Annotated in this window: 20 protein-coding genes; 12 read left to right on the forward strand and 8 right to left on the reverse strand. The window is 61.4% G+C overall.

Annotation, left to right across the window (positions count from 1 at the left end; translation table 11 throughout):
• Window positions 1–103: 103 nt before the first annotated feature.
• The 4 genes from ACZ5TH_RS16180 (at window position 104) to ACZ5TH_RS16195 (ending at window position 4480) form a co-directional block, all read left to right on the forward strand.
• Entirely contained in the window at window positions 104–1573 is a 1470-nt protein-coding gene (locus ACZ5TH_RS16180) for an NAD-dependent epimerase/dehydratase family protein (protein ID WP_464795282.1), read from the forward strand.
• 8 nt (window positions 1574–1581) lie between these two features.
• Window positions 1582–1893, forward strand: a complete 312-nt coding sequence (locus ACZ5TH_RS16185; RefSeq protein WP_464795283.1) for a hypothetical protein — start codon at window positions 1582–1584, stop codon at window positions 1891–1893.
• Window positions 1894–1949: 56 nt separating this feature from the next.
• The gene (locus ACZ5TH_RS16190) at window positions 1950–2603 is read left to right on the forward strand and encodes a TetR/AcrR family transcriptional regulator (RefSeq protein ID WP_464795284.1); all 654 of its coding nucleotides are present in this window, start codon (window positions 1950–1952) and stop codon (window positions 2601–2603) included.
• A gap of 368 nt (window positions 2604–2971) precedes the next feature.
• Entirely contained in the window at window positions 2972–4480 is a 1509-nt protein-coding gene (locus ACZ5TH_RS16195; RefSeq protein ID WP_464772894.1) for a GH39 family glycosyl hydrolase, read from the forward strand.
• 4 nt (window positions 4481–4484) lie between these two features.
• On the opposite strand, the gene ACZ5TH_RS16200 is transcribed toward ACZ5TH_RS16195, so the two are convergent.
• Window positions 4485–7865, reverse strand: a complete 3381-nt coding sequence (locus ACZ5TH_RS16200) for a glycosyl hydrolase (protein ID WP_464795285.1) — start codon at window positions 7863–7865, stop codon at window positions 4485–4487.
• A 288-nt stretch (window positions 7866–8153) separates the two neighbouring features.
• Here ACZ5TH_RS16200 and ACZ5TH_RS16205 point away from each other — a divergent pair, with 288 nt between their 5' ends.
• On the forward strand, window positions 8154–9803 hold the full coding sequence (locus ACZ5TH_RS16205) for a family 43 glycosylhydrolase (RefSeq protein ID WP_464795286.1): 1650 nt from the start codon (window positions 8154–8156) through the stop codon (window positions 9801–9803).
• 294 nt (window positions 9804–10097) lie between these two features.
• Here the strand turns inward: ACZ5TH_RS16205 and ACZ5TH_RS16210 are convergent, their stop codons facing one another.
• Window positions 10098–10826, reverse strand: coding sequence for a TetR/AcrR family transcriptional regulator C-terminal domain-containing protein (locus ACZ5TH_RS16210; RefSeq protein WP_464795287.1), 729 nt, complete (start codon window positions 10824–10826; stop codon window positions 10098–10100).
• Window positions 10827–10918: 92 nt separating this feature from the next.
• Here ACZ5TH_RS16210 and ACZ5TH_RS16215 point away from each other — a divergent pair, with 92 nt between their 5' ends.
• On the forward strand, window positions 10919–12715 hold the full coding sequence (locus ACZ5TH_RS16215) for an FAD-binding protein (protein WP_464795288.1): 1797 nt from the start codon (window positions 10919–10921) through the stop codon (window positions 12713–12715).
• 82 nt (window positions 12716–12797) lie between these two features.
• Here ACZ5TH_RS16215 and ACZ5TH_RS16220 read toward each other — a convergent pair whose 3' ends face one another.
• The 3 genes from ACZ5TH_RS16220 to ACZ5TH_RS16230 all read right to left on the reverse strand — a co-directional run bounded on the left by ACZ5TH_RS16220 (window position 12798) and on the right by ACZ5TH_RS16230 (window position 15948).
• Entirely contained in the window at window positions 12798–13691 is an 894-nt protein-coding gene (locus tag ACZ5TH_RS16220) for an amidohydrolase family protein (protein ID WP_464795289.1), read from the reverse strand.
• Entirely contained in the window at window positions 13688–14857 is a 1170-nt protein-coding gene (locus ACZ5TH_RS16225; RefSeq protein WP_464795290.1) for an alpha-hydroxy acid oxidase, read from the reverse strand. The genes ACZ5TH_RS16220 and ACZ5TH_RS16225 overlap by 4 nt, the downstream gene beginning before the upstream one ends.
• Before the next feature lie 164 nt (window positions 14858–15021).
• The gene (locus ACZ5TH_RS16230; protein WP_464795291.1) at window positions 15022–15948 is read right to left on the reverse strand and encodes a LysR substrate-binding domain-containing protein; all 927 of its coding nucleotides are present in this window, start codon (window positions 15946–15948) and stop codon (window positions 15022–15024) included.
• 112 nt (window positions 15949–16060) lie between these two features.
• Between ACZ5TH_RS16230 and ACZ5TH_RS16235 the strand changes: the two genes are divergently transcribed.
• The 4 genes from ACZ5TH_RS16235 to ACZ5TH_RS16250 all read left to right on the forward strand — a co-directional run bounded on the left by ACZ5TH_RS16235 (window position 16061) and on the right by ACZ5TH_RS16250 (window position 19064).
• Window positions 16061–16612 (forward strand): hypothetical protein, encoded by a 552-nt coding sequence (locus ACZ5TH_RS16235; RefSeq protein WP_464795292.1) that lies wholly within the window; start codon window positions 16061–16063, stop codon window positions 16610–16612.
• Window positions 16600–17190 carry a thiamine pyrophosphate-dependent enzyme gene (locus ACZ5TH_RS16240; RefSeq protein ID WP_464795293.1) on the forward strand — a complete coding sequence of 197 codons (591 nt, stop codon included), beginning with the start codon at window positions 16600–16602 and terminating at the stop codon, window positions 17188–17190. The genes ACZ5TH_RS16235 and ACZ5TH_RS16240 overlap by 13 nt, the downstream gene beginning before the upstream one ends.
• A 35-nt stretch (window positions 17191–17225) precedes the next feature.
• A complete protein-coding gene (locus ACZ5TH_RS16245) occupies window positions 17226–18716 on the forward strand; it encodes an aldehyde dehydrogenase (RefSeq protein WP_464795294.1) in 1491 nt (496 codons plus the stop codon).
• 138 nt (window positions 18717–18854) lie between these two features.
• Window positions 18855–19064, forward strand: coding sequence for a hypothetical protein (locus ACZ5TH_RS16250; protein WP_464795295.1), 210 nt, complete (start codon window positions 18855–18857; stop codon window positions 19062–19064).
• A 7-nt stretch (window positions 19065–19071) separates the two neighbouring features.
• Here the strand turns inward: ACZ5TH_RS16250 and ACZ5TH_RS16255 are convergent, their stop codons facing one another.
• The 3 genes from ACZ5TH_RS16255 to ACZ5TH_RS16265 are packed head-to-tail and all read right to left on the reverse strand — an operon-like array spanning window position 19072 to window position 22144.
• Entirely contained in the window at window positions 19072–19860 is a 789-nt protein-coding gene (locus ACZ5TH_RS16255; RefSeq protein WP_464795296.1) for an HTD2 family dehydratase, read from the reverse strand.
• On the reverse strand, window positions 19857–20978 hold the full coding sequence (locus tag ACZ5TH_RS16260) for a CaiB/BaiF CoA transferase family protein (protein WP_464795297.1): 1122 nt from the start codon (window positions 20976–20978) through the stop codon (window positions 19857–19859). The genes ACZ5TH_RS16255 and ACZ5TH_RS16260 overlap by 4 nt, the downstream gene beginning before the upstream one ends.
• Window positions 20978–22144 carry an acyl-CoA dehydrogenase family protein gene (locus ACZ5TH_RS16265; protein ID WP_464795754.1) on the reverse strand — a complete coding sequence of 389 codons (1167 nt, stop codon included), beginning with the start codon at window positions 22142–22144 and terminating at the stop codon, window positions 20978–20980. Before ACZ5TH_RS16265 ends, ACZ5TH_RS16260 begins: the two co-directional genes overlap by 1 nt.
• 335 nt (window positions 22145–22479) lie before the next feature.
• Here ACZ5TH_RS16265 and ACZ5TH_RS16270 point away from each other — a divergent pair, with 335 nt between their 5' ends.
• Window positions 22480–23373, forward strand: a complete 894-nt coding sequence (locus ACZ5TH_RS16270; protein ID WP_464795298.1) for a LysR family transcriptional regulator — start codon at window positions 22480–22482, stop codon at window positions 23371–23373.
• A 100-nt stretch (window positions 23374–23473) separates the two neighbouring features.
• Window positions 23474–24880 carry an amidohydrolase gene (locus ACZ5TH_RS16275; protein WP_464795299.1) on the forward strand — a complete coding sequence of 469 codons (1407 nt, stop codon included), beginning with the start codon at window positions 23474–23476 and terminating at the stop codon, window positions 24878–24880.
• The last annotated feature ends 48 nt before the right edge of the window (window positions 24881–24928 follow it).

A 24928-nucleotide genomic window follows, 5' to 3' on the forward strand; every position in this document is an offset into this window, starting at 1 on the left:
CTGAATCTCCCTCCCCTATAAATGGACATTAATGTATATTTCAATTGGCATTCACAAATCCCGGGGCTAAGTCGCATATCGTAGAACGGCGAAAGGAACTAAAATGGCAGCAACTGGAAAGCTGGTCCTGGTGACGGGCGCGACAGGCAATATGGGCAGAGCCGTTGTCCATGCACTTTCGCAGATGCCCGCATTGACCGTCCGCATACTCGTGCGTCCAGAAGAGAAATCTCATCCCGTTATTCGCCGCCTGCAAAAGCAGCATAGCGTGGATTTTGCATGGGGCGACCTCACCGACGCCGCCTCCGTGGACCGGGCAGTCGCTGGCGTGGACATGGTCCTGCACATGGGCGCTCTCGTGTCCCCTCTCGCAGACGAACTCCCGCCCGCTGTCGTTGAGAAGGTGAATGTCGGCGGTACGCAAAATGTCGTGAACGCTATCCGAAGCCAGCCCAATGCTGATCAGATCCGCCTTGTCTACATCGGCACCGTGGCGCAGACCGGCAGCCGCAATCCTCCGATCCACTGGGGACGTACCGGCGATCCGATCTGCATCGGCTATAACGGGCATTATGCTGGCACCAAGGCCCGTGCAGAGGCCATCGTAGCCGAGTCCGGCCTTAAATATTGGGTATCGATCCGCCAGACCGGTATGGCCCATTACGACATGTGGAAGACCCAGGGGCCGATCATGTTCCATAACCCTCCTAACGGAGTCATGGAGTGGTCAACCGTGGAGGACTCGGCGCGCTTGATGGCAGCGTTGTGCGGCGATGACGTTCCAGAGACTTTCTGGCGTCACTTCTATAATATTGGCGGCGGAGAAGCCGCGCGGCTCGTCAACCATCAGTTGATGGTCAAGATGATGGCCGCGATGGGCGTCAAGGATTTCCGGCGCATTCTCAATCCAAAATGGCTGGCAACGCGAAACTTCCATGGACAGTGGTATCTAGATTCCGATCGCTTGGAAGAGCTCGTGCCCTATCGGCGTTTTTCGATCGACGACTTTTTCACCGAACTACCCCGTCGCATTCCCTGGATGGTCCGCACCATAATGCGCTTGTTCCCAGGCCTTGCCCGCAAGCAGATTCGTGCGGTTGCGGAGGGCTCTGGGGGGCCTGCCAGCTGGATCCGCACCAATGACAGGGAACATATCAACGCCTATTTCGGATCGCGTGAGGCATGGGAACAAATTCCCGATGACTGGGATGACTTCCCATTGGCGCAACCTTCGCGAGACCCGATCGCGCTCGATCATGGCTATGACGATTCCAAGCCGAAGAACGAATGGGCAGCCGAGGATCTTCGCGGCGCCGCTGACTTCCGCGGGGCCAAATGCCATGCAAGCAAGGTTGATGACCCATTCTCTCCCGTAGATTGGGAATGCAGTCTTGGCCACCGCTTCACCATGTCGCCCAACCTCTATCTGGCGGGCGGCCATTGGTGTCCCACCTGCCAGACCGATATCGGCAGTTATCCGCTAGTTGCCGCGTCGAATCCATTTTTCGCTCAAATCTGGCCGGGACCATCCGCTCAGACAACGGCTGCAAACACGCCCGCCCATCTCGACTGAAAGACCCCATGAAGAAAAATCTTCTTCTTTTCGCGGCCCTCACCGCTCTCTCTGCAACCTCTTTGGCGGCAATCCCAGCGCGCAAGAACGCGCCAGCTGCCGCACCGCGCTACAGTAGCTCGAGTACGCCCATCGGCACGCTGCTGGATGATCCTCGCACACGCGCAATCGTGGACAGGCATATCCCCAACACATCGACCGACAGCAGGATCTTCCTCGCACGCGGCCTGACGCTGAAAGGAATCCAGCGCTTCTCCCAGGGCAAGATCAGCGACAGGCAGCTGGCTGCAATTGATAAGGATCTCGCCAAATTTAGATAACGGGTCGATTTCAGCATCTCATTGCCATGGCGGTGCTCCTATATCAGAAGGCACTGATGATCCGTCGAACCGCCACTCCTGCAAAGCTTGCCCTCAAGAGAGGGCGTCCCTCGTCAACGGAGGTGGCGCTGATCGAGCAAGCCATACTTGGCACCGCCCGAGGCATGTTTCTGGTCGATGGGTTCGATGGCGTTTCTATGGAGAAGATTGCCGCGGCGACCGGCATAACCCGCACCACGCTTTACGCCCGCTACGCGACCAAGGCGGATCTTTTCCGTGCGGTCGTAAGGGAAACGCTGGCCCGCTGGTATGCGGTTTCCCGAGTCAAATCCACCCATGGCGTTACCGATCTGAGAGAGGTTCTGCACCTACGCGTTGCCGACATGGCGTCTCTGTTGGTCGATCCCCTCTTCCGCGGACTTCATTCATTAATTCTTCTCAATCGCCATCGCTTTCCAGATCTCGCGCCACTGATGCACGAACTGGGTTATCTCAACGCAGTTCGGCTGCTGGCGGAGGATATTCGCGCCGCTGCGCACAGGGACGCGATCCCCGTGGAGCGACCAGAAGCAGTCGCCGAGCACATTCTCACATCGGTATATGGCTGGTTTTTACAGTATGACCTCGTTCGTAAGCTCTCCGCAAAAGATATCGAGACACATGGGAAGAAGATAGTGGATCTCATATTGTTCGCCCGCGAACAATGGTGATCCTGTCCCTCCGACTGGTTCGAACTGCTTCCATGATGCAGGCGCTTTGATCCTATTCGCGTTAAAGGCTTTATGGCAACGCGAGCCCTCCATCCTCACATTAAGCCGCGGCATATCCGCAGCAGCGGCGCTCACGTAAAGCCGCACGAAAGCACGATCAGAGCGCAGCATATGCTCTCCCCTGGAGGGGCGCTTGTCATTCGTTCGTAAGGCAAATTTGAAAAGGCACGCGGCGGCCAAGGTCCTCCCCATGGCTCAAAAAGTAAACAATAACGTTGCATTTAATAGAGCGAAGATCCATGGTCGGCTCATCAATTTCGGGGAAATTGCCCGTCAAGATGGGCTTGGCTTGCGAGTGGTGAAAATCTATGGATGACAAGATGTGGACGCGCCGTGAATTCTCCGCGATGGGGGGCGCGATGGGCGTGGCGGCTCTGACTTCTCCGGCCTGGGGCCGCACGCCCGACAATTTCATCGATATCGATATCCGAAAAGACGCCGGTCCTCTCGATCATATTTGGTCGCGCTGCATGGGCTCAGATCGTGCTGCCATCACTCTTCGGGAGCCATGGCGCAAGGACCTGGCGCGGTTCAAGAATGAGGCCGGTCTGCAACGCATCCGTTTTCACGGCATCTTCAATGACGAGATGGGAGTCGGAGCAAATGGTAATTTCCAGAACGTCGATGCCGTATATGATGGCCTGCTAGAACGTGGCGTCCAGCCGTTCGTCGAACTCAGTTTCATGCCCCGCTCGTTGGCAAGCGGAGCGAAGGAATTTGGCTTTTACCGCGCCAATGTAACTCCACCATCATCGTTGGACAAATGGGCGGAACTCGTCGGGAAGTTCGTCCGCCATCTCGTTCAGCGCTATGGCGCAGAGGAAGTGCGACAATGGTATTTTGAGGTCTGGAACGAACCAAATCTGAAATCCTGGTTTTGGACTGGAACGCAGGAGGAATATTTCGCGCTTTATAAGGCAGCTGCTCAGGCAGTGAAGGCGGTCGATCCTTCTTTGAAGGTGGGGGGGCCTGCAACATCAGCAATACAGTGGATTCCGCAGTTCCTCCAATTCTGTGCACAGAATAATCTGCCGGTCGATTTCGTTTCGACCCATGTCTATCCCGGAGACGATCAGGCCTTGATTTTCGGGAAAGCAGGTCTGCATAAGGAGTATGATGTCGTGCCTGCCGCAGCCGCGCTGGCCCGGAAACAGATCGATGCCACCCGCTATAAGGGGACGGCATTGTGGATCAATGAATGGTCATCCGATAGCCCGGCCATGATCGCCCACGCCATCAAGGAGAGCCTCCCCCACTGCCAGGCTATGTGCCAGTGGCAGATCAGCGGCGAGTATGAAGAGAATATGGTTGCCAACTGGATCTTCAAGGAAGGTCAGAACGGTTGGGGCATGCTCGCCCGGGGGAGCGTGGCCAAGCCGGAATTCAACACTTACAAGCTGCTACATCGGCTTGGCGACCGCAGATTGGCCGCGAAGGGTCCTGCGCTGGCCTCGCGCACGCGGGACGGCGGGTGCGCGGCTTTGGTCTGGAACCTCGCAGACGTCCAGCAGGCCCCGGGCATCCCAGGCGCCAGCAGGGAGCGCCGGATCATCGGCGACCGCAAGACGCTAACCGTTCGGCTGCAGGGCGCCGCAGCCGCCCAAGCCGTCCAAGTCAGCTATGTGGATCAGGAGCGCGGATCTCCTTATCCAGCTTGGCGCGCCATGGGATCGCCGCAATATCCCACCCGCGAACAGTTAGATACCATTCGCAGGGCAGCGGAACTGGCGGCCCCTGAGAGGATGACGCTAGATGAGCATGCTCAGCTTACGCTCGACTTGCCGCCGGAAGGTGTAGCACTTATCGAGCTTGTCTGAGAGCCTAGGGCGTCTGACGCTCCAGCCGTACTGGGCCTATCAACCCCGATGGCGGCACTGGCGTAGAGGCGGTGTAGGGTGTGGCGCCGAAGGGCGTTCCGCCCGGCCCTACTGTGTCGAACACGCTACGCGGCTGCTTGATGCCTAGGCTTGCCGCGTCCTCATGCGTGAAGGCGATCCGTTTCGTCACGCCGGGTTGACGGTCACCAACGACGCGATTGACCCACAAGTTGCTGACCCGAACCTCAATCTTGTTGCGCCCGGTCTTCAGCAGGTTGGTAACATCAACGCGGTATGGCGCCGTCCACACTATGCCCGCCGAACGGCCGTTGACCAGCACTTCGGCGACCACCTCAACCGTGCCGAGATCGAGTTGCAAGCGCCCGCCATCCTGCATCCAGGACCGCGGCACCCGGAGCGTCCGGCTATAGTTGGCAGTGCCGGAAAAATACTTCACCCCAGGGTCGACGTCCTTGCTCAGGTCGCGCAACCGGCCGAGTTCGAGCTTTGCCGGTGCGCCTCGGTCGGGCGGGAACGCGATCGACCATTTATCAGACACATCAGCCAGTGGCTGAACGGTTGGGACTGGAAGCTGCTGGCTTTCCGGACCACCGTTGCGGAACATCACAAAGGTTGAGCCGAAGGGGGCAAGCGGGATATCGACCAGAGTGCGGCCATTTTCGTACCGATAGCTTGCAGGTCGTGCCTGGCCGCTTACAGGATCCCAAATCTCTGCGGTCTTGCCCGTCACCCGGAAGGCGGCCACCACCGACTGCGCTTTGTTCTGGCTATTCGAGACGAAATAGATGTCGCGGTCAGGTGTCTGGCGATGCCTGAAACGGATCGCGCCGTCCGCTTGTCCGCCCACGATTTCGAAATCGGCCGTTACCCCTTCCGCTGCCAACGGAGCGGCAAGGCTATTCGTTGCGTAAACCTTACCCGCCCCTACCTTGTGAGCGCCAGATGCCATCGGCCAAAGCTCAGTTATGATGGCGCGGACCTGCTCCGGGTCGTCGCTGAGGCTTGGTGAGCCCTGGGGCCTGTCACCCACGAGGATCGCGCCGTCACGGACAAGAGCGCGCAGGCGTTCAAGCGTTGGCAAGGTGAGCCACCGCGTTTGGCCACTCATGTACAAAAGCCGCCAGGACATGTCGTCCGGCGTAAAGAGACGTCCGTCCTTCACCGAGATGCGAGTCTTGAGCGCATCGGCGTTCACATAATCATATTGCAACCCGTCCGGCACGGCAGGTGGAGTTTCGCCGAAAAGCCCGGTGATCGAGGCGCCCTCGCCGTAGAAGATCGCCACGTCGTTCACCGCATGCCCCTGTTGCAACAGGTACGAGGCGCGACCGAGATAGCTGATCCAGGGGCCTGCCTGTTCCGCCCAGGTATCGTTGCGGTTGAACCAGTGGCCGAAGGGACCGAGCACCAGCCCAGGCGCCTTGCCGATCAGTGGCTGATGCACCGAACTGTGCAGGATGAACCGGTTGATGCCCGCAACCATCATCAGGTCGGCGTCCGGCTTCAACATGCGCGGCGCGATCGACCAGGGCGAGCCGCTGGCGGTCAGCGCTTCGGCGGCGACGATGTTCTGGCCCCAGATATTGGCGACGGAGGCGGATTCGCGGATGTCGGCGAAAGGGCCAGGCTGGAAGACGCCGGGCGTCCGCTTGTGCCAGAATGCCGCCATCGGCACGTCCGCCGACGCCTTCATCTCCATCCCGTCACCCATGGCGGCGGGGCGGCCTTCATGCGATTCGCCGTAGCGGATCATGCCGACCTTGTGCAGTTCGGCAGTCAGGGTGTCGTAATGCTCGGTCTTCAGCAGGTCCTGCAGCGTGCGGCGGAAATCCCACAGGAAACGGTCGCTCGCCTCGGCGCTGTCCACCACATAGCCTGCCAGCACCGGCAGAAACGGCGTGGCGTCGTAGCCGCGCAGGCGCTGGAATTTTTCCAGAATGGCGGGCGTCCAGTTCGCTTCCCCTGCTTCCCAGCTGTCGAAGATCATGTTGGTGACGCCGCCAGCGCCCAACCGCCCGCCGCTCGCCTGACGATAGCGGTCAAGATATTGGGTAATGTAGCTGGTCACGTCCGCGCCGCTGAGCTTGTCCACCTCCAGCCCGGAACCGGAAGGCTGAGCCGGAGCGTTGCGTTGGCCGGTCAGGGAGTAGCCGATGCGCAGGACGGTCCATTCGCCCTTTGGCGGAGTCCAGTCCAAGGTGCCGTCGGGGCGCATGCGTGATGTGAGGTCGACGACCTCCCGCCCGCGGATCGCGCCCTGCCCGCCCGGGGTGGCCAGGGAGTAATAGTCGGACGACAGCGCGAAACCGGCCTTGGTTTCCCATGCGTTGACCATCGGGGCACCGCGCAGAACCAGCTCCGATACCAGCAGCTTGCCGCCGGGAGGCCCCGCCATGCTCGCGCCGCCAATCTTGGCTTTGGGACCCGCTCCTGCCGGAACCAGTACCCGAAACCAGCGCGCGGTCGTCGTCGGCACGGTCGCGGTCCGTTGCGGGCCTGCCGTTTCGATCATCCCGACCTGATTCCAGCTGCGGCCGTCATCGCTTGCTTCCAGCCGTGCGCCCGACCCAAGGCCCGCACCGCCGCGACCTCCGAAATGGGCGTAGCCGCCGGTTGCGGTCGTGACCGCACGGACGGTGACGGCGCGACCATAGTCAAATCGCAGCCAGGCATCGCCATCGGGGCCGGGGGTCAACTCCGTGCTTTTCACGACATCGCCGTCGCCCAACATCTGCGCGGTGAAGTTGCCGCCGCTGGCGCTGACCGTGGGGGTCGGCAGCTTCGCGCCATTGGACGTGCGGAACGCCACCAGTTTCGCATCGCGGTAGAACGTCTTTACGCCAAGCCCGCTGGCATTGTTCTGAAACAGTCCTGCGGAACCCGGCGGTTGGACGAGCTGGCCGGTGAAGCGTCGTCCCCCGGTGACCTGGGTCTCGCTCCACACATATTTCTTCATGCCCTGTTCGGGTTTGACCCAAGGGCCGCCGCTCTCGCTCCAACCGGGCGAACCGGCGATCCCGATGTCGAAGCCTTTGCGAATGCTTTGCTCCACGGCTTCGCCGAACATCGCCTTCCAGCCATCGCTCATGTAGGGAAGCGGCGTTTCCACCACGCGCGGGGCGCCCAAGTCCACGTCGAAAGCCTGATACCCGCCCAGGCCGATGCGCTCCATCCAGTCGAGGTCGGCGGCGATGCCCGCGGAACTGATCTGCCCGCTGTTCCAGTGCCACCACACTCTGGGCTTGGCCGCTAGCGGCGGAGCGCGGAAACCATCAAGCAAGGTGTCCGACGCCAAGGCCGCGTGAGATGTGGTGAAATACAGTGCCGCAGCGCAGGCAAGCTTCAACGCCTCTGAATTTGCCATCTTATTCTCCCTGCATCCTTAGCCGCGCACGCTCGCATTACTGCGCTGCCTCGCCAGATATTTCCAGAAGCAGGCCATACTCCACCGCCGGATTAATGCAACGTATCTGTATACTTATTTGCCAGCCTGGCCTATGTCACGGCGTATCTGACGCATCAGTGGGGTAGTCTTGTGGGAAGTTCAGTACGAAACGGGGCGGTATGTAAGGCTCTGCACTGGGTAACGGCGAGCCTGTCCGTTATGGCGTTGGTGCCGTTCGTCCCGGCAGAGGCAGCAGGCAGGTCGCGCATGGCGACCTATGCAAATCCTGTTGATCTACCCTATCGTTACCAGACGCCCGTCAAGATCCCGCAAATCCAGCTCAAGCTCGGCGAAGCCTATCGGGAAGCAGCCGATCCCACGATCATCACATATAAAGGCCTGTACTACCTCTTCGCATCGCATTCGAAGGGCTATTGGCATTCGCCAGACCTCCAGCACTGGACTTTCGTGGAAGCGAGCGGCTACGCCGTGGACAAGTTCGCTCCGACCGTCGTCGTGATCCGGGACCGGATGTATTTGGCCACAAGCGAAAGTACGCGCCGCATCTGGACGACCGACGATCCAAAGTCCGGGCGCTGGTATGAAGCCGCCGTCATCGAACAGCGTTATGAGGACCCGGACATGTTCCTCGACGATGATGGCCGCCTGTACATGTACAGCGGTCTGGCATCAAAAGGTCCGCTCCGCGTGGATGAACTCGACACCACCACCTTCCGCGTGATCAGAACCGCGCAGATATCGCAGTCCCGTGACAAGGATGGTCGCGGGTGGGAGGTGCCGGGCGACAATAATGAAAAACCCGGCGCACCCTCCTTTGTCGAAGGCTCCTGGATGACCAAGCACGACGGTCGCTATTATCTGGAATATTCCGCGCCAGGCACCGAGTTCAAGACCTATGCTAACGGCGTCCTCGTTGCGGACGATCCGATGGGGCCATTCGTCTATCAGGATTACAGCCCCTTCGCTGTAAAGCCCACCGGCTTCATTACCGGCGCGGGGCATGGCAACACCTTCAAGGATGCGACGGGACGGTGGTGGCACGCAGGCACCATGACTATCTCGCAGCGCCATATTTTCGAACGGCGGCTGGGACTGTTCCCGGCCCGTTTTACACGGACGGGCGAAGTTCTGTCGGATACCTATCTGGGGGATTATCCGCGTTACTTCAGCGGTAATCGTGACCTGACGGGATGGATGCTTCTTTCGCGCGGCAAGGCTGCCACCGCGTCCTCCACACTGGACGGTTTTCCGGTTGAAAACGCCGTCGATGAGGATTCGAGGACATTGTGGTCGGCGCGAACGGGCGGTGAAGAATGGTTCCAGATCGATCTGGGATCGAAAAAGCGCATCGAAGCGATTCAAATCAACTTTGCCGATCAGGGCAGCCAGGGCCGCGGGATCAGCCGGGATAGCTACCGCTATGTGCTAGAGCTGTCGGATGATGGCCAACGCTGGCGCACAGCTATCGACCACGCCCACGATGGGCGTGACGCGCCGCATGACTATCAGGTGCTGTCCCAAGCGCAGAACGCTCGCTTCGTGCGGCTGCGCAATGTACAGGCGCCGGACGGCGGCAACTTCTCTCTCTACGACCTGCGCGTGTTCGGTAAAGGCACAGGCCGACGCCCTGGGCGCGTATCCGCAGTGAAGGCGAGCCGGAGCACAGCGGACCCCCGGCGCGTGACGGTTACTTGGCAGGCGGCCCCCGGCGCCGAATTTCATATCGTTCGCGTCGGGCGTCGCCCCGATCTGATGAACCAAAATTTTCAGGTCTACGACGGGTTGACGTCGCTGGAGATTGGCAGCCTGAACCTTGGGAAGGGTTATTGCGTCGCCGTCGACGCGGTAAACGAAGTCGGCATTGCGCGCTCGCCCTCTACTCGTTGTTTCGACTGACGTTACTGCGCGATGCAGGCGCTGCAGCAACCTGTGGCCAGCGGGGATCGGAAACGCATAATCTGGTCGCCGATTGGATCGCGTGGACGAACGGAATTCTACGTTCGCCGGACCTCTGCCGATCCAACTTTGCCGGTTTAGCAGCACGGCTTGGACGATCGCTTGTGGCCGTCAAGACCTTCAAATCGAGCAAGCGATTTATCCGATCGGATGCGTCTGGACTTGATGGGGTGGTCATCTTCTGGCTCAATCAGTGAGTCCTGATCTTAATAAGGCAGTCTGGCAGTAGACACCCTATTTCTCACGTTCCACCTTCTGCCGGGTGACCCGCGCGCCTTCAAGGAACAGGTCCACGGCATCAACGGCCCAGTCGCGCCGCTCCTGGCTATCAAGACCGCCCTCCCCCAGGGTCGCAGCACGAAGGGGGGTGCCGAGGACCATATCCTGGAGCATCAGCATGGCCCGTCGCGGGTCACTGCAGGCAAGTTCCCCAGCGTTCACGGCGTCGGCAATCAGCACGAACATCATTTCGCGTCCGGGAAAGCTGGCATCGTTGTCGGCCAGACGGGCGAGTTCGGGAAAACGCTTTGCCTCCCCCATGATGATCGCGGTCATCATCACCATCTTCGGGTCGAGCATCGCATCCAGCGCCTGTATGGCTACCGCGATCAGACTGTCGCGCAGCGACAATCCTTTTGGAGCGGGCGTCGAGAAACGTTCACGTAGCAATGCGTCGCTGACCGCGATGAACAATCGTTCCTTACTGCCAAATCGGGCATGGATCGTTTGCTTGCTCGTTCCTGCCGCCGCCGCGATCGCCGCGATACTGGTCTTGCTAAAGCCCTGCTTGAGGAACGCAGCCTCAGCAGCGGCGAGGATCGCTCTGGTCAAGCGCGCCGCCTCTGCGATGCCGGGTCGGCCTCCCCTGCGGGCTGTGGGCTTTATGCCCGGCAAAGCTGAATTTGGCCGGCTCATTTGATGACCAATGGCACAAATGGTGCGGGCCGGTAAAGCGACGGCCATTTAATTGACTATCGGACAAGTTTATCATTATGGCCATGTTTGACTGTCATCACCAATCAGGTGCGGCAGCGCCCAGAGGATGGAGGCGACAGATGGCAAGCCCGATGAACCCCGAAACGGCCGCATTTTTACCGCCGGATCCTTGGAGCCTCCGCGCGCCCGCGCCAGTGCCGACGTCAGGCGGCGCGATCACCGATTGGGGACTTGCCATTGATGCCCCGCTCACCATCGATGAACCCGACACGCATGCGTGGCAGGGCGAAGCCGATATGATTGTTGTCGGGCTAGGCGGAGCTGGAGTTGCGGCCGCGTTGGAAGGCCTTGAGCAGGGTCTCTCCGTAATCGCGCTCGACCTGTATGAGGGCGGCGGTTCCACCGCGGCCAATGGCGGTGTCTATTACGCTGGCGGTGGCACTTCCATACAGCAGGAGGCGGGCGTCGAGGACGACGCCAAGCTTATGGAGGATTATCTCCGCTTCGAGGTCGGCAATGTCGTCGCGCCCGACACGCTGCGCGATTTTTGCGAGACAAGCGCCGACACATTCGAGTGGCTGCGCCGACATGGCGCGCCGTTCAGCGCCACCTTATTTTCTAAAAAGACATCTTATCCGCCGCTCGACAAGTTTCTCTACCACCCCGATAGCAGCCTTGCCGGACCGTTCCGCGATTTTACCCGACCGGCGGCGCGGGGGCATCGTACGGTGCATCGCAATGGCAAGAACCCCTTCGGCCTTGGCGTAGGCGTTTATGGGCCACTCAAGGCGGCGGCACTTGCGCGCGGGCTGGAATTCCATACTCATGCCGATGTGCGCCAACTTGCGCTGGACAGGGCGGGCCGCGTCATTGGCGTTCGCGTCGAGCGGCTGGCCGATCCTGCCATCCGCGAACGACATTCGAAACTCGTAGCCAAGGCCAACAAATGGCTCTCCATGCTCCCATCGACGCTGCCGGGCGCACAGGTAACAGTATCGATCGGCTACAGGCTCCTCCGCAGGGCGGATGAACTGGCGTCTGCTGCGCGAAGCAGCGTATGGCTGCGTGCCCGCAAGGGCGTGGTGCTGAGTGCAGGCGGCTTTATCTGCAACAAGGCGATGGTGCAGCATTTCGCCCCTCATATCGCAGCGGCACTGCCGAACGGCACGCTCGGTGACAATGGCAGTGGCATCATGCTGGGCGTATCGGCAGGCGGGAAAACCGGGCTGATGGAGCGTGTGTCTGCCTGGCGCTTCCTCTCACCGCCGCAGGCGTGGGGGCGGGCCATGGTCGTCGATGGTGAAGGACGCCGCTATGTGAACGAGACATGGTATGGCGCGCGCATCGGCGACGAGATGGTCGAGCGACATGGCGGGCGCGCCTACATCATCATGGATCGCAAGCTATGGCGGCAGTCGCTCAAGGACGCATTCGGTGAAGGTGTGCTGACGTTCCAGCGAGATATCACCCTCATCAACGGCCTGTTCGGCGCGAAAAAGGGCGCGACGCCGGAGGCCTTGGCCAAAAAAATGGGCTTTTCACCGGCGCGCTTCGCGGAATCGTTGGCGGCCTATAACAGCGCCGCGCGCGGCGAGACGCCGGATGCGTTTCACAAGGCGCCCGAGGAAATGGCCGAACTGGCCACAGGCCCCTTCTATGCGGTAGATGCCTCGACCGACGCGCGGCTGTTTCCCTTGTCCTGCATGACGGTGGGCGGTCTGCGGGTGGATGAGGCCAGCGGCGCGGTGAAGGCATTGGCGGGCGGGGTCGTACCGGGGCTGTATGCCGCCGGGCGCACGGCCATAGGTATCTGCTCCAATCTTTATGTGAGCGGACTCAGCTTCGCCGATTGCATATATTCCGGTCGTCGGGCAGCGCGCGCCATCGCCGTTGGAAGATCACAGAAGCTAGAGTGATGAGGTGGCTGCGCCTATGCCAGCGCTCGCTCCAGTAATCACCGCATTTTTGCCACTCAGGCGCGCCATCATCGGGACCTTTTCAGAAGCCATAGAAACGTGCCGGATTGTCCACCAGGATGCGGTTGCGCACCGTTTCGTCGGGCACCCACTCGGCGAGCAGGTCGAGCAGTCCTGAAACCGTGGGCATTGGCCGCCATTGCGCGACGTGGGGCCAGTCCGATCCCCAGACGCAGCGGTCGGGCGCGGCGGCGACCAACGCTTGGGCGAAGGGAATGGAATCGCGATAGTCTGGCTGTTCCGACATGCGGAATGCGTCGGAAATCTTGACCCATCCGCCATCGGCGACCAGTTGGACCAGCATCTGGAATCCCGGATGACCAATGCCCGCTGTGTAAGGGATGTGTCCCATATGATCGATGATCCAGGGACAGCGAAGACGGGCGATGCGCGGGGCGAGATCCATGAGGTTCCGGCCGTCGAGCAGGAGTTGGAGATGCCAGCCCATCTCGCAGGCTAGCGCATCGAACCGCTCCAGATCCTTGAATCCTATTCCTCCGCCGTAGAGTCCCCCGCCATCGCGGATGAAGTCGTTGAGACGAAGTCCGCGCACACCCGCCTCATGCGCCTCGGCATAGGCTCGGCCGGGTAGATCGGCGGGCATTACAGCAACCCCGCGCAGCCGCTCGCGATGCGCGGCCAGCGTGTCGAAGAGCAGGCGGTTGTCCGTGCCATGCACACTGACCTGAATGAGGACGCCCTTGGCGAAACCCACAGCATCCAGCATCGCAAGATACGTCTCTGCGCTGGCAGGCGGCGGGGTATAGGACCGTTCCGCCGCAAATGGATAGTCGGGCGGCGCGCCAATGACATGGCAATGGGTGTCGATCGCGCCTGCGGGCATCAGGAAGCGGGTCGGCGGACCCTGCTCGGCAGGTGGACCGGGGCAAGGGCGGGGCTGGTCGGTCTCTGTCATGTGGCTGCTCCGTCCGTACGGTGGAGATAGTCCGGCCCAAGCTCATCGAGTGAGTTGGTGCCTAGGAGTGCCATGTTCCGGTCGATCTCCGCGCGCAGCAGTCCAATCGCGTGACGCACCCCCGCTTCCCCATGAACCGCCGCCGCATAGAGGAAGGGGCGGCCGATCAGCACCATGCGCGCGCCGAGCGCGATCGCCTTCAATATGTCGCTGCCGCGCCGGAAGCCGCTGTCGATCAGGACGGGCATGTCGCCTGCGGCGGCGACGGCAGCGGGCAAGGCGTCGAGCGTGCCGATCGCGCCATCGAGCTGCCGTCCGCCATGGTTCGACAGGATGATGGCGTCGGCGCCAACGTCCCGCGCCAGCCTGGCATCTTCGGCGTGAAGCAGGCCTTTGATGATCAGATTGCCGCGCCAGCGGTCCCGAATATATTTGATACCGTTCCAGGTCAGCCTGTCGCGCTGCCCGAAGCTGCGCTCGGCATTGCGGGCGATCACGGGCGCGCCGCGTGTCGCGCTGGAATTTTCGAACGCTGGCATGCCGTGGCGGATCAAGGTCGGTGCAAAGGTCCCGAGCAGCCAACGTGGGTGCAACAGGCCATCCAGCGCCAGCCGAAGCGAGGGTTTGATCGGGGTGGAGAACCGTTCGCGGATCAAATTCTCGCGGTTACCCAGAACGGGTACGTCGACGGAAATGACGAGCGTTCCGAAACCCGCAGCGGCTACGCGGTCGACCACGCCATCGATCCAGTCCCGATCGGCAGGCAGATAGGCCTGGAACCAGCAAGAGGGCGAGACGGCGCGCACCTCCTCCAGCCGGATAAGCGACGTCGCGCTGAGCAGCATCGGCACATTTTCGGCATGCGCAGCCCGTGCGAGCGCGATGTCGCCGCGCATGGCGACCAGCGCGGACAGCCCCATCGGCGCTATGCCGAACGGGGAAGACCAGTTCTCACCGAACAAGGAGGAGTGCTGACTGCGGCCTGCCATGTCCCGCAAAGCGCGCGGGACGAAAGTGACGCGGCGCATCGCTTCCCGATTGGCCGATACGGTCAGATTATCCTCACATGCCCCCGCGACATAGCCGAACAACGGGCGTGGCAGATGCGCGTACGCAAGGGCTTCATAGTCGCCAAGCGAAAGGACGCCTGCTGCCTTTCGCTTCATCCGGGCCGATGGCTCGGCTTGCCGCCTATTCAACCCTGATCCTCCCCATATTCTCATGTTCCTGCGTCGCGGCAAAATAGCTCCACAGTGGCGTTCATAGTCATAGAACAGCTATCGCCACCTATGCCGGATCGATATGTCCGAACCGCGCTGGCACCAGAAAATCAATATTGCAGCTGCGCCTTCCAGACGCCGCTATCCACCAGATGCTTGATCTCTTCGCGCACCAGCCGAACGATGATCCGCGTTGAACGGGTCAACTGCTCTTCTCGGGGCATGCCGAGCACCAGCTGGCGAACAACGGGCGGATTACCGACCGGTGCGTAGCGCAGGATGCCAGCGTCGACTTCCCGGTTCAAGGATGAGAGCGGCAACACAGTGTAGCCGAGACCAAACTCAACAAGCTCTTTGAGCACCAGGAACGAGTCTGCTTCAAATCGAACATTGAGTGGCACGCCGACCTTGCGCGCCGCGGCCTCCACGATCAGGCGAAGGCCGTGCGACTGGCTAGGCAGCACGATGGGGAGCTTGACGAGTTCCTGTACAGGGATTCGCGTCGCGGGATCGAGGTCGGAGGAAGACGGGCCTACGAGCACCAACTCCTCATACAGCATTTCCGCGACGTTCATTTGGAAATCCGAAGCCGGGCCGTACAGAAGCGCGACGTCGATCTCCCCCCTTTGCAGCCAGTCGATGAGGTGCCCTGCATAGCCCTCGACGATCCGCAGCGAGATGTTGGGCGCCTGCTCCGCGACACGGCGGGCAAGCCGCCCGGCCAGAATATAGCTGACCGTAGGCGGAACCCCGAGGGCAATCTGGCCGCCCCCCTCCGCAGAGCGGTTTCGTATGTCGTCAAAGGCCTGCCGGACTTGTCGTACTGGCCCTGCGATATGCTGGCGCAATTCCTCACCAGCCGGGGTGAGCTGCATGCCCCGGCGATGGCGGTAGAATAGCGGCGTGCCTGCCTCTTCCTCCAGGATGCGCATCTGGCGGCTGAGGGCGGGCTGGGCAATCCGCATCCTGTCGGCCGCCCGGCTGAGCGAGCCGAGTTCGGCGATTTTCAGGAAATGTTCAAGCCGCCGGAAGTCCACCTGCTCACACCCTTTTTATCATGCCTAACCGACATAGCTGGACGCGTAGATTGTTCCTATTGGTTTAGCAAATCCGGCAATAGGCTTTGCGAAAATCCACTTCGAGGACCGCATGTCAGCCATTAGCGAGACGGAAACAGGGGCGCACGCCGACTCCCCCTGGGCACCCATAATCTTCGACGCCTTGCAGCAGGCGAATGTTCGGCAGGTCAGTTATGTCCCGGACGCAGGCCATGCGCGCCTGATCCGCATGTGCAGCGCTGCCGAGAACATGAAGAGCGTTGTTCTTACTACCGAGGAAGAGGGCATCGCTCTTTGCACCGGGGCCTGGCTGGGCGGGGAGCGCAGCGCTCTCCTCATGCAGTCGAGCGGCGTTGGCAACTGCATCAACATGCTCTCGCTGCTGGCGAGCTGCCGTGTGCCGTTCCTGACCATCGTCACGATGCGCGGCGAGTTTCAGGAGTTCAATCCGTGGCAAGTCTCGATGGGCCGGGCGACGCCCGCCGCGCTTGAGATCATGGGCGTCACCACCATCCGCATCGACCGGCTGGAAGACCTCGCCCCCATGATGGCTTCCGCCGCCACCATGGCGTTTGAAAGCGATCAGCCGATCGCCATCCTGTTGTCGCAAAGCATGCTGGGAGCCAAGAAATGGCTGAAGTGAACCGTCTCCACCGCCGCCCGGCGGTCGCGGCCTTGCTCTCCGATCGCGAGGATATGCTGATCGTCACTGGCCTTGGCTCGCCCACCTATGATGTCTTTGCAGCGGGCGACCATCCCGGCAACTTCTACCTCTGGGGCGCGATGGGCGGCGCGGCGCTGACCGGGCTGGGCCTGGCTCTCGCGCAACCCGACCGCCCGGTGACAGTGGTCACAGGCGATGGAGAGCAGTTGATGGGCATTGGCGGCCTTGCCACCATCGCTGTGCAGCGTCCAAAGAACCTATCGATCGTCGTGCTGGACAACGGCCATTATGGCGAGACGGGCGGCCAGATGAGCCATGCGGGCGCAGGCATCAACCTGGCCGAACTGGCGCGCGTCTGCGGCTTCACCGAATGTTTCGAGATCACGGACGAGGCTGGCATTGCCCGGGCGCGTGAAGCGATCGGCACCATCGGCGAAGGGCCGCGCCTGATCGTCATCCGCATTGTCCATGAAGAAACGCCGCGTGCCCTGCCCGCGCGCGACGGTGTATGGCTGAAGGCGCGCATGCGGGAGCATCTAGGCTTTGGGCCAAACTGAAGCAGCAGCCCACGTCGGCTTGGGGAGAATATGTGATGGCTGATGATCTGGTCCGGTTCCGCAATCTGCTGGCGGGTAGCGTGCGCGACGCAACGGGCGGCGAATGGTTTGAGAGCCTTGATCCTGCGACGGGTGAGGCATGGGCGCTTATCCCCCGTTGCACCTCTGCCGACGTCGATTCAGCGGTGGAGGCCGCGCGCACCGCCTTCCGCTCGCCCGAGTGGCGCGGCCTGACAGCAACCGCGCGTGGTGCCCTGCTCTACCGCTTTGCCGACATACTGGCTGAAGAAGCCGAGCGGCTGGCGCAGATCGAGACCCATGACAATGGCAAGCTGATCGTGGAGATGCGCGCGCAGCTTGGCTATCTCCCCGCCTACTACCGCTATTTTGCTGGTCTGGCCGACAAGATTGAGGGCCATGTCCTGCCCATCGACAAGCCGTCGATGCATGCCTTCACCCGCCGCGAGCCGCTAGGCGTGATCGCCTGCATCACGCCGTGGAACTCACCGCTGTTGCTGCTTGCGTGGAAGCTGGCGCCGTTGCTGGCGGCGGGTAACACCACGGTCATCAAGCCGTCCGAACATGCTTCCTGCTCGACCCTCGCCTTTGTCGAGCTGTTCGAACGCGCGGGGTTCCCGGCGGGCGTGGTCAATACCGTGACCGGCCTGCCCCAGGAGTGCGGCGAGCCCTTGGTCAAGCATCCCGACATTGCCAAGATCGCCTTCACCGGAGGCGAGCCCGGCGGCATTGCGGTCTATCGCTCCGCTGCCGAAAACCTGAAGAAGGTTACGCTGGAACTGGGCGGCAAGTCGCCCAACATCATCTTCGGCGATGCGGACCTTGAACGCGCAGTCTATGGCGCGGTGTCCGGCATATTCGCGGCGTCGGGCCAAACCTGCATCGCGGGATCGCGCCTGCTCGTGCAGCGCGACGTCCATGACGAGGTGGTGGAGCGCCTGATCGCCTTGGCAGGCACGGCCCGTATCGGCGATCCGAAGCTTGCCGATACGCAGGTCGGGCCGGTGACAACCCTCGCCCAGCGGGGCAAGGTGCTCGATCATATCGCAAGCGCGCGCCAGTCAGGCGCCGAATGCGTGCTGGGCGGCGGCCAACCCACCGTTGCAGGCTTGGAGGGTGGCTGGTTCGTGCAGCCCACTATCTTTACCGGCGTCGACAACCAGATGCCAATCGCGCGCGAGGAAGTGTTCGGGCCGGTGCTCGCCATCATCCCGTTCGATGATGAGGAGGAGGCGCTGTCGATCGCGAATGACAGCCCTTATGGTCTCGCCGCTGGGGTATGGACGCAAGATATCGGCCGCGCCATTCGCATGTCGGAACGGGTCGAAGCGGGCACTGTCTGGGTCAACACCTATCGCGCTGTCAGCTTCATGGCGCCCTTTGGCGGCATGAAGCGCAGCGGTATCGGGCGCGAAAACGGGCAGGAGGCAATGGACGAATATCTCCAGACCAAGAGCGTGTGGATCGACCTTGGCTCGCCCGTGTCAAACCCCTTCGTCATCCGCTGAGATGATGAAAATCACGGAAGCCTTGGCGAACTTTTGTGCCACCGTTTCGATTTCTTCCCTCCCGCCAGAAGTTGTCGAGCGCACCCCCCTCCTCCTGCTCGACCTCATCGGTAGCATCGCGCGCGCGATGAGGCGGCAGTGACTCCACCCTTGCTCGCAACCGTGGCTGCGATGGGCATGAGCAATGGCACCGCGCGAGTGTTTGGTGATGCGGCGGGCTATGCTCCGGCGGGCGCAGCGCTGCTCAATGGCGCACTCGGGAACGACAAGGCGGACGCGCTCGCCACGGCTGCACTTGATCTCGCCTCTCTGCCGGACGTTGGAAAGCTGACGAATCTGGCGGCATAGGATAGGGCTATCGGGCTTCCACCCGCGCCTGCATGGCCAGCCCGCCCGCATGATCAATCGCCATCAAGTCGCCGCCCGACAGCCCCAGCGTGAATGGCTCGCCCGCGAAGATCGGCCGCTGCGCACGGAAGGAGAAGCTTGCAACCTGCGCGGCTGGAGCGTGGCGGAGGAAATGGTCCATCAGCAAGGTCGCAATGAAGGGGCCATGGACGACCAGCCCCGGATAGCCTTCGGCATCCCGAGTGTAGGGCAGGTCATAATGAATGCGGTGCGCATTGAAGGTGAGAGCGGAGAAGCGGAAAAGCTGCACCGGATCGATCGTTACCACACGCGCTACGGGCGCGACCGAGGTCGGCGCTTCGGGCGGAAGAGGAGCCCCATTCCGCCCGGCTTCGCGATAAACGATGTCCTGCTCTTCCTCGACGCAGACTTGGCCGTCCACCTTCAGCAGGTGACGCAATGTGACGAAGCGCATCCGCCCCGATCGCCCCTGTTTGTCATTGACCGCGATCGCGCTCGTCTCACGCGCCACTTCGCTGCCAAGCATGATCGGCGCAAGGAAGCGGACACGGCTGCCCGCCCACATCCGGCGCGGCAGGCCATCATCCTCCCGCAGCGGATGTCCATCCCGCCCGATAGCTGACTGCCGCGCGTCCGGCGGAAACAACAGCCAATGGGCAAGCGGCGGCAATTCGCCCGGCCGCCACGGCGGCGTGTCATGATCGAGCAGCGCGGCGAGCAAATGCGCCTGACGGGCGGCGGCTATGTCGATACTATGTTCGGCCGCTTCGCTCACAGGAACTCCGCGCAGATCGCTTCATCATCGCCGCCCAAAGCCGGAACTGGCAGCGCGACCGCTTCCTCGCCATCCCATCTTATGGGCGAGGCTGGCAAGGCGACTGGCCCCGTCGGCGTTTCGGCGGTAACGCGGCGAAGCTGGCTGTGCCGCGACAGGCCGTCGATGCCGTTCAACCGCGCCCATGCGGTGCCAGCCGCTTCCAGCCGGGCGATCAGCGCGTCGGGCATTTCGGCTGCAAAAACACGGCCGACCAGCGCATCCAGCTCAGGGCGATTGGCGCAGCGCAGCGTGTTGGACGCATAGCGCGGGTCAGTCGCAAGGCTCGCGTCGCCGAGTACCGTGGCGCAGAATTTCGCCCATTCCCGCTCGTTCTGGATCGACACCACGATCTGCGATCCGTCCGCCGTCGCAAAGGCGCCATAGGGCGCAATCGAGGGATGCTTCAGACCAGCGCGCGACGGAGCCTTGCCGCCATAATCATAATGCAGCAGCGGCACCGTCATCCAGTCGGCCAGCCCGTCGAACAGAGACACGGCGATGCCACGCCCCTTGCCCGTCTGCCCCCGTTCGATCAGCGCCTGAAGGATCGCGGCATGCGCGTTCATCCCGCAGGCAATATCGGCGACGGAAACCCCCACGCGCGCGGGATCGTCGGCCGTGCCGGTGATGCTCGCCAGCCCGGCTTCGCACTGGATCAGGAAGTCATAGGCCTTCATCCCCGCCGCTTCGCCGCTCTCGCCATAGCCGGTGATGTCGCAAGTGATGAGGCGCGGATAGCGGGCGCGCAGATCAGCCGATCCGAAACCCGACCGCGCTGCCGCGCCGGGGGCGAGATTCTGGACGAACACGTCCGCCTTCGACAGCATCCGTTCCACCAGCGCCGCGTCGGCCGGGTCTTTCAGGTCGATGCGAAGCGATTGTTTGCCACGGTTGAGCCAGACGAAATAGGCACTCTCGCCATGCACGACAGAGTCATAGCCGCGTGCGAAATCACCCTCCGCGCGCTCCAGCTTGATGACTCGCGCGCCAGCCTCGGCAAGGCGGCTGGTGCACAATGGGGCTGCCACCGCTTGTTCCAGCGAGACGACCAGCAAGCCTTCCAGCACTTTGCTCATCAGAAGCTCTTCGGCAGGCCCAGCACATGCGTCGCCACATGGCTGAGGATCAGGTTCGTCGAGATCGGCGCAACCTGATACAGGCGGGTTTCGCGGAACTTGCGTTCGATGTCATATTCTTCCGCGAAGCCAAAGCCGCCATGGGTCTGAACGCACATGTCGGCGGCAAACCAGGATGCTTCAGACGCCAGCATCTTAGCCATGTTCGCCTCCGTGCCCGGCTGCACGCCCGCATCAAACAGCGCTGCCGCTTTATCCACCATGGTAGCGGCGGCGGTCGTCTGCACATAGGCGCGCGCGATCGGGAACTGGATACCTTGGTTCTGGCCGATGGGACGACCAAACACCGACCTGTCCTTCGCATAAGCGCTGGCGCGATCGATAAAAAAGCGCGCGTCGCCGATACATTCGGACGCGATCAGGATGCGTTCGGCGTTCATGCCCGACAGGATGTAGCGGAAGCCCTTGCCTTCCTCGCCGATCAAATTCTCCGCTGGCACCCGCAGATCGTCGAAGAACAGCTCCGTAGTCGCATGGTTCAGCATCGTCCGGATCGGCCGGATGGTAAGGCCATTGTCGACGGCTTCGCGCATGTCGACCAGCAGAACGCTGATCCCATCGGTCGGCTTGGCACATTCCTCGCGCGGCGTGGTGCGCACCAGCAGCACCATTAGATCGGAATGTTCAGCGCGGCTGATCCAGATCTTCTGCCCGTTGACGACATAGTCATCGCCGTCTCGCTTGGCGAATGTCCGAATGCGGGTGGTATCAGTGCCGCTCGTCGGCTCGGTGACGCCGAAAGCCTGAAGGCGCAGCTCCCCCGACGCTATCTTCGGCAAGTACCGCGCCTTCTGCTCCTCCGACCCATGCCGCAGGACGGTGCCCATGGTGTACATTTGCGCATGCGCCGCGCCACCATTGCAGCCGGAGCGGTGCACCTCCTCCAGCACTGCCGTCGCGGCAGCCAGCCCAAGTCCCGAGCCGCCATATTCTTCCGGGATAAGGACAGATAGCCAACCCTCGCTGGCCAGCGCGGTCACGAACTCCGTGGGATAGCGCCGCTCAGCATCCAGCTCCTGCCAATAGGCTCCGGGGAACCGCGCACAAAGACGGCGGATGCCATCACGAATGTCTGAAAACGTCTCTTCCTGTGCGGCAGTGCCCATTTCAATCCCGATAAATGCGATTTTGTAAGACACTATCTGCCATCGGCCTACGCCGAAAAGTACAGAAATCGCACTGAGCTATGCAAAGCCTGTATGCAAAAGCGGATAAACGACGACCAGCTTACGGAAGCCACCTTGGCTAAAGCCGTCCCCGGCCAAGGCCTCGCCAAACTGGGAAGGTCGATTACCAAAGCGGGAGTGGCAACGCCATTCCACATCCTGCTATTGAGCGGTCAAATTTCTGATCGCAACGATTTCAAGCCACACCAAGGAGCGCCGACTTTGGCAAAACCATTATTAACGGGCCGGAATGGTAGGGCGAGAGGCAAAAGTCGATGAAACTTCATCAATTGCGCGCGCTAGCGGAGGTTGCCAGGGCCGGAAGCATCCAGCGTGCAGCGCGCGCCATGCATGTTTCGCAGCCCGCGCTGAGTAAATCGATCCGCGAATTGGAGCGCCAGCTCGGCGTATCGCTAGTTGTCCGCAATGTGCAGGGTGCCACCTTGACACCTTTTGGTGCAATCCTGGCAAAACGCCATGACAGCATTCAGAAGGAGCTGGATAAAGCCCATGAGGAAGTCGACTGGCTGAAGGGTACGCTGGGAGGGCGGTTGCTGATCGGCATTTCACCGCCGATTGCAGGCACGAATATCGCGGATGTATTTGCTAGCTTTCGCGTGCGCCAACCGTCTGTGGAACTGGCTTTGCTCGAATTGAGACCTGCACATATTTTTGATGCGGTGCGCAGCGGAACACTCGATCTCGGCATCGTCCACCATTATGGCAGTTTGGATCTCGCGGGTCTGCAATACGCTGCGTTGAGAAGCTATCCGACGATGCTGGCGGTGGGAGGACAAGGCCCTATACTGCCCCAGACGATCGACCAGCTGATGGCGCTTGAATGGATCACCGGCGACTTGGCCGACTATCATCATGGATATATTCCCGTCCTCGCCGACCGGCTGGGCTGTAATGTTCCAAAGCGGATTTCCCGTTGCACGTCTATTGCAGTTTATTTCAAGCTTGCAGAGCAACAGGCGCTCGTCAGTCATTGGGCCGATATCAAGAATGCGCATCTTGATCACAGGTTCGAGAGTGGCGCGCTGACTAAGGTTGATCTCGGCATTGACCTGCCTGAAATGCATATTGCGCTTATTCAAAGGGACGAAGAGCTGCTGACACCTAGCGGCGCGCTGTTGGCTAAGGCCATCCGCGCGTCCCTGCAATAGCGCTATCACTCCAGGTTATAGAGATGAACAGACGATAAGGGCGCGGTTCGGCGGGCGCGGCTATGTTGCTCTGCATCCATAATCAGAACCGGAGGAAACTATGAAGCGCATCGCCGCTCTCACCACCTTGACACTGCTGCTCTCGTCGGCGGGAGCCCTTGCGGCGACGACCGCCGTCCCCAAGGTGTCAGACCCCAACGGCGGTGGAGACAACAAAGCAGTGATTGACCGGATGCTGGAAGGCGCAATGCCCCGGTTGGAAGCGCTTTATCGCGATATCCACCAGCATCCTGAACTTGGCTTCCAAGAGCGCAGAACGGCGAAGTTGCTGGCCAAGAACATGCGCGCGCTCGGCTTCGACGTGACAGAGAATGTAGGCAAGACAGGCGTAGTCGCCATTTACCGGAATGGACCCGGGCCGGTGACACTGGTGCGAACTGAAATGGACGCATTGCCAATGGAGGAAAAGACGGGACTTACTTTCTCCAGCCGCGCAAAGGCTGAACTTGATGGCAAGCAGAGCTTCGTGGCGCACAGCTGCGGCCACGATGTACACATGGCGTGGTGGGTCGGCACGGCGCAGGCGCTGGTTTCGATGAAGCATCGATGGCGCGGCACATTGCTCTTCATCGCCCAGCCCGCCGAAGAACCATTGGGTGGCGCCAAGGCGATGTTGGATGACGGCCTCTTCTCCCGCTTCCCCAAGCCGGATTATGCGCTAGCGGCGCATGTTGGCGGCGGCTTGCCGCTTGGCGCAGTCGTGATGAAGGATGGAGTCATCCTATCTGCGTCCGACGCGTTGGAAATCACCTTCAACGGTCGTGGCGCGCACGGATCGGCGCCCAGTTCGTCCATCGACCCGATCGTCATGGGCGCGCATTTCGTCAGCGACGTACAGACAATTATCAGCCGACAGAAGGAAGCGGCGACGTTTGGCGTCCTTACGGTCGGCGCTTTTCACGCAGGCAGCGTCGGCAACATCATCCCGGACACAGCGACGCTCCGACTTAGCCTGCGCTCCTTCACGCCGGAGGTGCGCGCCCTCCTGCTTAGCGGCGTGGATAGGACCGCGCGTGCGGTGTCGCTCATGGCAGGCGCACCGGCACCAACGATCACCCAGCTGAACGGAACGGCATCAACGCTCAATGATGTCAGCCTTATGGGCAAGATCGCCCCCATTTTGAAGGCTGCATTCGGCTCTGGCGTGATCTCGATCCCGGCAAGTGCCCCTGGCTTTTCCGGTAGCGAGGATTTTTCCGAATTCGCTGCAAGGGGCATCCCCTCCGCCTATCTCATGATCGGAGGCGACCGGCCCGAAACACTTGCCGATTACAAGGCGCGCGGGATGGCGCCGCCCACCAACCATTCGCCACTCTATGCACCGGCAGCAGCGGCAGCGATCCGCAATGGCGCAACGGCGCTAATCCTATCGGTGCTGGCCCTGAACGGCGCTACAAATCCCCGAACCGCTCCGCTGGCGGTTTCTGCTCTCGTGGCTCCCGACTAGAATCGGAGGGCCAAAATGGAGAAACGAATGTCGGCTCGAAGCGCCACC

This window comes from Sphingobium sp. TomTYG73 (genome assembly GCF_055394245.1).